Here is a 9,650-nt window from a genome sequence, read left to right on the forward strand (position 1 = left end):
CACGGCCCGGCGCACGCCGGCGCCGTCGGGGACCGGCAGCACGAGCCCCAGCACGGCGGCCGGTGCGGCGGCGTGGGCGGGCACCGCGGCGTCGACCTGGGCGCCGGCACCGGGTCCGACGACGACGGCGTCCACGTCGGCCGGGACCCGGGCCCCCGGGGCGCCGGGGGTCCCGTCGTCGAGGGTGACCGCGGTGGTCCCGCCGGGCAGGGGCAGGGCGGTGGGGTCCACGCCGACGAGGGCGATGCGCAGCGACACCGGCACCGGCTCAGTCGGCGAGCAGCGGGACGCCGAGCAGGGCGCGCCCCGTCCAGGTGCGCAGCAGGTCGGTGGTGGGGCTCATGACGTGGGCGGCGCGGGCGTCGCGCAGGTGCCGCTCCAGGGGCGAGCGCCCGCGGTAGCCGATGCCCCCCACCAGGGTCATGGCCTCGTTGGCGATGCCCACCGCGCAGTCGGCGACCTCGGCCTTGGCCGCGGCGAGCGCGGGCAGGGCGTCGGGGCCGCCGGCGTCGGCCTCCTCCGCGGCCCAGTGCACGAGGCGGCGGGTGCGCTGCAGCTGGGCCCACAGCTGCCCGAGGCGGTGCTGCAGCAGGGGCTGGGCGGCCAGCGCCCGGCCGGTGTGCTCGTGGCGGCGGGCGCCGAGGTGGGCGCGGGCGGCGTCGAACGCGGCCTGCGCGACGCCGAGGTAGGTGCCGGCCATCGCGACGAGGAAGTAGGGGGCGACGACCTCGAAGACGTACCAGATCTGGTCGCCCTCGGCGCCGAGCAGCCCGTCGGCGGGCACGCGCACCCCGTCGAGCCGGACCTGCCGGGAGGAGTTGCCCCGCATGCCGACGCCGTCCCAGCCGCCGGTCCACGTCATGCCGGGGGAACCGGCGGGCACGACGACGCAGGAGAACTGCCCCACGGGGGCGTCGGGGTCGGCGGCGACGGTGGACAGCACGTAGGAGTCGGCGTACCCGCCGTTGGTGACGAAGCTCTTGCCGCCGTCGACGACGTACCCGTCGCCGGTGCGGCGCAGCCTGGTCTGCGGCAGCCAGAACTGCGCGCCGGTGCCGGGTTCGGACAGTGCCAGGGTGGTGAGGTGCTCCCCCGCCGCGATGGGCGCGAGGTACTCCTCGGTCTGGGCCTCGGTGGCCTTGGCCGCGATGACGGCGGTGGCCACGACGTGCATGCCGTAGCAGAGGCCGCTGGAGGCGCAGGCGGCGCCGAGGACCTCGCAGACACCGGCGAGGGCGCGCAGCCCGAGGCCGGCGCCGCCGGCGGAGACGGGGGCGGACAGACCGCCGAGGCCGGCCTCCTGCAGGGCCCGCAGGGAGGCGGCGGGCCAGTTGCCCTCGTCGGTGTGCCCGGCCCCGGGCGCGGCCACCTCCGCGGCGACGCGGCGGGCGCGCTCGACGGCCTCGGGCACCGAGCCGGGCGACCTCAGCATCCCTCCACCGTAACCGCAACGCACGGTGCGCACCTGATGCCGCAACGTCGGGTCGTCACCCGTCCGGCGCAGCAGGGCGGGGGATCAGCAGCCCCCGGCCCCGCACCGGGCCCCCGACGAGCTGCGGCGACCGCCCGCCGCTGCGAGGCTGCCCGCGACCGCCGGGGACCGACCGCGGCGGGACCGACCACGGAAGGCGGTGCGGTGGTGCTCGGGCTCCCCGACGGCGTGACGGCGTGCCTGTTCGACCTCGACGGCGTCCTGACGGACACCGCCGCGGTGCACGACAAGGCGTGGGCGGAGACGTTCGACGACTTCCTGCGGGCCCGCGCGGGGCGCACCGGGGAGCCGTTCGTCCCGTTCGACCCGGTCGCCGACTACGCCGACCACGTCGACGGCAAGCCGCGCGCCGACGGGGTGCGCGACTTCCTCGCCAGCCGCGGCGTCGCGCTGCCCGAGGGCGGCCCCGACGACCCGCCCGGCGCCGGGACCGTCCACGGCCTCGGCAACCGCAAGAACGAGGTGCTGCTGCGGCGGCTGGCCACCGACGGCGTGCAGGTGTTCGAGGGCTCGCGCCGCTACCTGCGCGCGGCCGCGGCGGCGGGGCTGCGCCGGGCGGTGGTGTCCTCCAGCGCCAACACCGCCCAGGTGCTGGAGGTGACGGGCCTGGCCGAGCACGTCGAGGCGCGCGTCGACGGCGTCGTGCTGCGCGAGCGGGGCCTGCCCGGCAAGCCGGCGCCGGACTCCTTCCTCGCCGGCGCCGCCGCCCTCGGGGTGGACCCGGTGGCCGCGGCGGTGTTCGAGGACGCCCTGGCCGGCGTGCAGGCCGGGCGCGCCGGCGGCTTCGGCCTCGTCGTCGGGGTGGACCGCGTCGGGGGGCACCACGGCGCGGACCTGCGCGAGCACGGCGCCGACGTGGTGGTCCGCGACCTCGCCGAGCTGCTCGACCCGGCGGTGCGCCGGTGAGCGAGCACCCGTCGTTCCCCGTCGAGCCCTGGCACGTGCGGGAGACCGCCCTGGACGTGGACCTGCTGGACCGCTCGGAGTCGGTGTTCACGCTGTCCAACGGGCACGTCGGCCTGCGCGGCAACCTCGACGAGGGCGAACCGCACGGCATCCCCGGCACGTACCTGAACTCGTTCCACGAGCAGCGGCCCCTGCCCTACGCCGAACGCGGCTACGGCTACCCCGAGCAGGGGCAGACGGTCGTGAACGTCACCAACGGCAAGCTGGTGCGGCTGCTGGTGGACGACGAGCCGTTCGACGTGCGCTACGGGCACCTGTTCTCCCACGAGCGGGTGCTGGACCTGCGCGCGGGCACCCTGACCCGGCGGGCGGACTGGTCCTCCCCCGCCGGCAGCCGGATCAGGGTGCACTCGGAGCGGCTGGTGTCCTTCACCCAGCGCGCCGTGGCCGCCGTGGAGTACGTCGTGGAGGCCGTGGACCGGCCGGTGCGGCTCATCCTGCAGTCCGAGCTCGTCGCCAACGAGGCGGTCCCCGCCCGGGCCGGGGACCCGCGGGTGGCGGCGGCGCTGGAGCGCCCGCTGGTGGCGGTGGACCGCGACGTGCAGGAACGCGGCGCGATCCTGCTGCACCGCACCGCCGCGAGCGGGCTGCAGGTGGCCGCCGGGATGGACCACCTCGTGCAGGCCCCGGGCCGGGTGGACGTGGACACCCGCGCCGCGGAGGACTGGGCCCGCACCACGGTGGTGTGCGCGCTGCAGCCGGGGGAGCAGCTGCGGCTGGTGAAGTTCCTCGCCTACGGCTGGTCCAGCCGGCGCTCGCACCCGGCGCTGCGGGACCAGGTCGCCGGCGCCCTCACCGGCGCGCGGTTCTCCGGTTTCGACGGGTTGCTGCGCGAGCAGCGCGAGTACCTCGACGAGTTCTGGGACGCCGCCGACGTGGAGGTGGACGGCGACCCCGAGGTGCAGCAGGCCGTGCGGTTCGGCCTGTTCCACGTCCTGCAGGCCGGCGCGCGCAACGAGCGGCGCTGCATCCCCGCCAAGGGCCTCACCGGCCCCGGCTACGACGGGCACACGTTCTGGGACACCGAGGCGTACGTGCTGCCGGTGCTGACGTACGTGGCTCCGGAGGCCGCCGCGAACGCGCTGCGCTGGCGCTCGTCGGTGCTGCCGCTGGCCCGCGAGCGCGCCGCCACCCTGGGGCTGGCGGGCGCGGCGTTCCCGTGGCGCACGATCCGCGGGGAGGAGTGCTCGGGGTACTGGCCGGCGGGCACCGCCGGGTTCCACGTCAACGCCGACATCGCCGCCGCCGTGGAGCGCTACCGGGTGGTCACCGGCGACGAGTCCCTGCTCGCCGACGGCGGCCTGGAGGTGCTGGTGGAGACGGCCCGGCTGTGGATGTCGCTGGGCCACCACGACCGGCAGAGCCGCTGGCACGTCGTGGGCGTCACCGGTCCCGACGAGTACACCGCCGTCGTGGCGGACAACGTGTTCACCAACCTCGCCGCGGCGCACAACCTGCGCTCGGCGGTCGCCGCGGTGAACCGCCACCCGGACCTGGCGCGCAGCCTGGGCGTGGACCTGGAGGAGACCGCGCGCTGGCGGGACGCGGCGGAGCACGTGCACCTGCCCTACGACCACGACCTCGGGGTGCACCAGCAGTCCGAGGGTTTCACCCACCTGCCGGAGTTCGACTTCACCGCCGAGCGGCGCTACCCGCTGCTGCTGAGCGCCCCGTACTTCGACCTGTACCGCCGCCAGGTCGTCAAGCAGGCGGACCTGCTCATGGCGATGTACTGGTTCGGGGACGCCTTCAGCGCCGACGACAAGGCCCGCAACGTCGACTACTACGAGCGGCGCACCGTGCGGGACTCGTCCCTGTCGGCGTGCGTGCAGGCGGTGGCGGCGGCGGAGGTCGGGCACCTGGAGCTGGCGCACGACTACGCCTACGAGGCCGCGCTGATCGACCTGCGCGACCTGCACCGCAACAGCCGCGACGGCCTGCACATCGCGTCGCTGGCGGGGGCGTGGATCGCGCTGGTCGCGGGGTTCGGGGGGATGCGCGAGCGCGGGGAGGTGCTGGCGTTCGACCCGCAGCTGCCCGAGGGCATCACCCGGCTGCGGTTCCGGGTGCGCTGGCGGGGCCTGCGGCTGCAGGTGGACGTCCGGCCGGAGGAGGTGGAGTACTCCCTGCGCAACGGCGGCGAGGGGGCGTCGCTGGCGGTCCTGCACGCCGGGCAGGAGGTGGTGGTGCGGGAGGGCGAGCCGCTGGTGCGCGAGCTGCAGCGGCGGGTGCCGCTGCTGGCGCGCCCGGTGCAGCCGCCGGGGCGGGAGCCGGCGCACCGCCACACCGCCCCCCGCGCGTAGCGGCCGCCGCGGGCCCACCCGACGGCCGACCTGCGCCGCAGGTGTGGGTCAGCCGTCGGCGCGGACGACGAGGACGGCCAGGTCGTCGCGCGGCGCGGAGGCGCTGAAGTCGCGGACCCCCTCCTCGACGCGGCGCGCCAGCGCCTGGGCGTCCAGGCCGGCCCCGCCCCGCAGCAGCTCCAGCAGCGAGCGCTCGCCGAACTGCGCGTCCCCGTCGCGCCGCTCGGTGACGCCGTCGGTGTAGAAGACCAGGCTCTCGCCCCGGCGCAGCACGAGCTGCGACTCCGGCACCTCGACCGCGGGCATCACCCCGACGAGGTCGCCGGCCCGGCCGACGAGGGTGGCGCCGCCCCCGCCGAGCAGCACCGGCAGCGGGTGCCCGGCGTTGCACAGCCGCACCCGCACGCCCCCGCCGCCGATCCCGTCGTCGACCCCGCCGTCGGGCTCGACGACGGCCGCGGAGGCGGTGAGGAACCGGCCGCGCTCCCCCATGCCGAGCAGGGCGTCGTTCAGCCGCTGGAAGCACACCGGCAGGCTGAACCCGTCCTGCACCGAACCCCGCAGGACCTGCCGCGCCAGCCCGGTGATCGCGGCCGCCTCCGGGCCCTTGCCGCACACGTCCCCGACCGTGAGGCCGTACCCCCCGCCCGGCAGGGCGAACACGTCGTAGAAGTCGCCGCCGACCTGGCTCGTGCCCGCGGCGGCGTAGCGCGCCCCGAAGGACAGCCCCTCCGCGCGCGGCAGGGACGCCGGCAGCAGGGACTCCTGCAGCGCCCGGGCCACCGCCGAGCTCTCCTCGTACAGCCGGGCGTTGTCCATGGCCTGCCCGGCCCGGCGGGCCAGGTCCAGCAGCAGGGCCACGTCCGCGGTGGCCGGGGCGCGCTCGGCGACGACGAGGAGCAGGCCCAGCGGGCGCCGGCGCGCGACGAGGGGCAGGGCGACGACGTGCGGCCCGAGCTCCGCCAGGACCCCCGGCTCCGGCAGCCGCACCGCCCGCCCGGTGCCGCTGCGCGCGGCCAGGTCCGCCAGCAGGGCGCGACCCCGCGCACCCTCCAGCAGGGCGCGCAGCCGCGCCGAGTCCTCCTCCCGCCGGCACGTGACCGCCTCCACCCGGGGGGCGCCCTCGGGCAGCACCACCACCGCCGCGCACGAGCCGAACCGCGGCACCAGCAGCTGCGTCGTCAGGGAGGCGGCCAGGCGCACGTCCAGGCTCCCGGCGAACAGCTCGCTCGCCTCGGCCAGCAGCGACAGCGCACCGCGGTCGCGCTGGCGCTGCTGCTCGCGCAGGTGGTCCGCGAGCAGCAGGGTGAGCCGGTCCGCCACCACGCGCGCGAGGGCGCGGGCCTGCGGGGACAGCACCCGCCCGGGGCGCAGGACGGCGGAGCCGACCCGCCCGAGCCGCCCGACGAGGGGGAACACCACCAGCCCGGCGACGTCGAGGACCCGCTGCGGGCCCGCGGCGCCCGCGAGGGCGGCCGCCACGTGCTCGGCGCCCAGCCCCCCACCGCGCACCGCGACCTGCTCGGCGCCGCCGTCGGGGTCCAGGACCGCGAGCACCGCGGCGTGCTCGACGCCGAGGGCGTCGCAGAGGCGGTCCAGCAGCTCGCGCGCGACGACCTCCAGCGGGAGGCGCTGCTCCAGGTCCGCGGGGACGTCGAGGACCCAGGCCAGGTCCAGGTCCTCCCCGGCGGGGACCGGCACCGGCCGCGCGGGGCCCGGCGGGCGGGGGGTCGCGCCCGCGCCGTCGGGGGCGAACCGGCACCAGACGGCCTTGCCGTGCGCGCGGTGCGCCGTCCCCCACTCCGTCGCCAGGGCGTCCAGCAGCACCACGCCCCGCCCGCTCTCGCGCCCCTCGTCGGGGGCGCGCAGCAGCGGCAGCACGCCGGGCAGCCGGTCGGCCACCTCCACCCACAGCCCGTCGTGCTCGCAGCGCAGGCGCAGCTCGACGTCCGTGCCGGCGTGCAGCACGGCGTTCGTCACCAGCTCGGTGACCACCACGAGGGCGTCGTCCAGCACGGCTTCGAGGGCGCTGCCGCCGACGGCGTCGCGCAGGTGGCGACGTGCGCGGGCGGCCGAGCGCACGTCGGGGGGCAGCCGCAGGGCGGGCAGGTCGTTCACGGCCGGCGCGCCAGGAGGTGCTCGCGCAGCTCCGCCAGCGGCACCCGCAACCGATCGGCGACCTCCAGCGGGGCGCCGGCGGCGGCGTCCTCGGCGCGCCGGAGCAGGGCCAGCGCCTCCTGCGCCTCCTGCTGCGCCCGGCGCCGCAGGTGGTCGCGCTCGCGCTGCAGCGCGCGCCGCTCCTCGTGCAGCTCGACGAGGACGCCCACCTTGGCGCGCAGCACCCACGGGTCGAACGGCTTGGCCAGGTAGTCCACCGCGCCGGCCGCGTAGCCGCGGAAGGCCTGGTGCCCGCCCGCCTCCAGCGCGGTGAGGAAGACGATGGGGATGTCGCGCGTCTTCTCCCGCCCCTTGATGTGCTCGGCCGTCTCGAAACCGTCCATCCCCGGCATCTGCACGTCGAGCAGGATCAGCGAGACCTCCTCGACCAGCAGGTGCTTGAGGGCCTCCTCGCCGGAGCCGGCGCGCAGCAGCCGGTGGCCCAGGCCCTGCAGGATGGCCTCCAGCGCCAGCAGGTTCTCCGGCCTGTCGTCGACGAGCAGGACGGTCACCCGGTCGGGCGCGGACGCGTCAGGCACCCGCACCCGCCCCCCGCCCACGACCGGTCCACGTGGCGATGAGGCCCAGCAGCCGGTCCAGGTCCACCGGCTTGGTGATGTAGTCCGACGCACCGGCCGCCAGCGACTTGTCGCGGTCGCCGGGCATCGCCTTGGCCGTCAGGAACAGCACCGGCAGGTCCGCGAACGCCGGCATGCCCCGCAGCACCCGCGTCGTCTCGTTGCCGTCCATGTCGGGCATCATCACGTCCATCAGCACCAGGTCGACCTCGGGGTGCTCCTGCAGCAGGGCCAGGCCGGTCTTGCCGTCGTCGGCGTAGAGCACCCGCATGCCGTGCAGCTCCAGCGCGCTGGTCAGGGCGAACACGTTGCGCACGTCGTCGTCGACCACCAGCACCGTCAGGCCGGCCAGGCCCCGGGCGTCGCCGCTGGCGGGGCGGTCGGTGATCAGCGGCGGCGCCACCGGCACCGGCTGCTCCGGCGGGATCGGCGTGGCGGCGGTCTCCCCCTCCCCCGCGAAGGGGTAGGTGGTGGGCACGTGCAGCGTGAACGTGGAACCGCGCCCCGTCCGGCTCTCCACGGTGATCGCGCCGCCGAGCAGCCGCGCGATCTCCCGGCTGATCGACAGGCCTAGGCCGGTGCCGCCGTACTTGCGGCTCGTCGTGCCGTCGGCCTGCTGGAACGCCTCGAAGATGAGGCGCAGCTTCTCCGCCGGCACGCCGATGCCGGTGTCGGTGACGCGGAACGCCAGGACCCGCTCGGCGCCGTCCAGGGACGGGACACCGAAGACCGCGCCGGGGTCGGGGGACCCCACCGACAGCCGCACGCTGCCGCGCTCGGTGAACTTCAGCGCGTTGGACAGCAGGTTCTTCAGCACCTGGTGCAGGCGCTGCTCGTCGGTGACCAGCGCCGCGGGCAGCCCCGGTTCGACGTCGACCACGAGGTCGAGGCCCTGCTGCTCGGCGAGCGGGCCGAAGGTGCTGCGCACGTGCTCGACGACCTCGCGCAGCACGACGGGGGCGGGGTTCACGTCCATCTTCCCCGCCTCCACCTTGGACAGGTCGAGGATGTCGTTGATGAGCGCCAGCAGGTCGCTGCCCGAGCCGTGGATGGTGCGCGCGAACTCGATCTGCTTGTCGGTGAGGTTGTCCTGCGGGTTGTCGGCCAGCAGCTTGGCGAGGATCAGCAGGCTGTTCAGCGGGGTGCGCAGCTCGTGGCTCATGTTCGCCAGGAACTCGGACTTGTACTGCGAGGACAGGGCCAGCTGCTCGGCCTTCTCCTCCAGGCCGGTGCGGGCCAGCTCGATCTCGTGGTTCTTGGCCTCCAGGTCGCGCGACTGCTCGGTGAGCAGCCGGGCCTTGTCCTCCAGCTCGGCGTTGGTGCGCTGCAGCTCCACGGACTGCTCCTGCAGCTCCTGCGCGAGCCGCTGGGACTCCTCCAGCAGGGCCTCGGTGCGGACGTTGGCGATGATCGTGTTGAGGACGACGCCGATGGTCCCGACGAGCTGCTCGAGGAAGGTGGCGTGCAGGTCCTCGTAGCGGCGGAACGAGGCCAGCTCGATGACGCCGAGGACCTCCTCCTCGAACAGGATCGGCAGGACGACCAGCTCCGCGGGCGCGCCCCGGCCCAGCCCGCTGCGCACGTGCAGGTAGTCGGCGGGCACGTCCCGGACCCGGATGGGCCGCTTGTCGAGCGCGGCCTGGCCGACCAGGCCCTCCCCGGGGACGAAGGCCACGTCGTCGCCGGTGTCGCCGGCCGCCGGACCGCTGCCGTAGCTGGCGGCCCGTCGCAGCCGGGTCCGCCCGTCCTCGTGCTCGGCGAGGAAGAACGCGCCCTGCACGGCCTCCACGACCGGGGTGACCTCGCTCATGATGAGCTGGGTGACGGTGCCGAGGTCGCGCTGCCCCTGCAGCTGCCCGCCGATGCGGGCGAGGTTGCTCTTCAGCCAGTCCTGCTGGGCGTTCTTCTCGGTGGTCGCCCTGAGGTTGGCGATCATCTGGTTGATGTTGTCCTTGAGCTCGGCGACCTCGCCCTGCGCCTCGACGGTGATGCTGCGGGTGAGGTCCCCGCGCGTGACGGCCGTGGACACCTCGGCGATGGCGCGCACCTGGGTCGTGAGGTTCCCGGCGAGCTGGTTGACGTTCTCCGTCAGGTGCCGCCAGGTGCCGCTGACCCCGGCCACCTCGGCCTGACCGCCGAGCTTGCCCTCGGTGC

General features: G+C 76.0%; 6 protein-coding genes and 1 pseudogene. 2 read left to right on the forward strand and 5 right to left on the reverse strand.

Annotation, left to right across the window (positions count from 1 at the left end; translation table 11 throughout):
• Both ABEB16_RS19180 and ABEB16_RS19185 read right to left on the reverse strand, forming a co-directional pair.
• Positions 1 to 258: pseudogene (locus tag ABEB16_RS19180) on the reverse strand (hypothetical protein); the annotation flags it as partial.
• A 10-nt stretch (positions 259 to 268) separates the two neighbouring features.
• Entirely contained in the window at positions 269 to 1,432 is a 1,164-nt protein-coding gene (locus ABEB16_RS19185) for an acyl-CoA dehydrogenase family protein (RefSeq protein ID WP_345713808.1), read from the reverse strand.
• Between the two features lie 207 nt (positions 1,433 to 1,639).
• On the opposite strand from ABEB16_RS19185, the gene ABEB16_RS19190 reads away from it, so the two are divergent.
• Positions 1,640 to 2,398, forward strand: coding sequence for a beta-phosphoglucomutase family hydrolase (locus ABEB16_RS19190; RefSeq protein ID WP_345713813.1), 759 nt, complete (start codon positions 1,640 to 1,642; stop codon positions 2,396 to 2,398).
• The gene (locus ABEB16_RS19195) at positions 2,395 to 4,761 is read left to right on the forward strand and encodes a glycoside hydrolase family 65 protein (RefSeq protein ID WP_345713809.1); all 2,367 of its coding nucleotides are present in this window, start codon (positions 2,395 to 2,397) and stop codon (positions 4,759 to 4,761) included. Before ABEB16_RS19190 ends, ABEB16_RS19195 begins: the two co-directional genes overlap by 4 nt.
• Before the next feature lie 48 nt (positions 4,762 to 4,809).
• Here ABEB16_RS19195 and ABEB16_RS19200 read toward each other — a convergent pair whose 3' ends face one another.
• The 3 genes from ABEB16_RS19200 to ABEB16_RS19210 all read right to left on the reverse strand — a co-directional run.
• Positions 4,810 to 6,879 carry a SpoIIE family protein phosphatase gene (locus ABEB16_RS19200; protein ID WP_345713810.1) on the reverse strand — a complete coding sequence of 690 codons (2,070 nt, stop codon included), beginning with the start codon at positions 6,877 to 6,879 and terminating at the stop codon, positions 4,810 to 4,812.
• Positions 6,876 to 7,457 carry a response regulator gene (locus tag ABEB16_RS19205; protein WP_345713811.1) on the reverse strand — a complete coding sequence of 194 codons (582 nt, stop codon included), beginning with the start codon at positions 7,455 to 7,457 and terminating at the stop codon, positions 6,876 to 6,878. Before ABEB16_RS19205 ends, ABEB16_RS19200 begins: the two co-directional genes overlap by 4 nt.
• Positions 7,450 to 9,650 (reverse strand): ATP-binding protein (locus ABEB16_RS19210; protein ID WP_345713812.1); only part of this gene is annotated, 2,201 nt, incomplete at its 5' end. The genes ABEB16_RS19205 and ABEB16_RS19210, both read right to left, overlap by 8 nt.

It is taken from the genome of Kineococcus glutinatus (genome assembly GCF_039542765.1).
GTDB classification, from domain to species: domain Bacteria; phylum Actinomycetota; class Actinomycetes; order Actinomycetales; family Kineococcaceae; genus Kineococcus_A; species Kineococcus_A glutinatus.

What these genes read in the sequence shown, in the direction of transcription:
- ABEB16_RS19185 (WP_345713808.1), bottom strand. Translation starts at nt 1,432, where the DNA reads ATGCTGAGGTCGCCCGGCTCGGTGCCCGAGGCCGTCGAGCGCGCCCGC.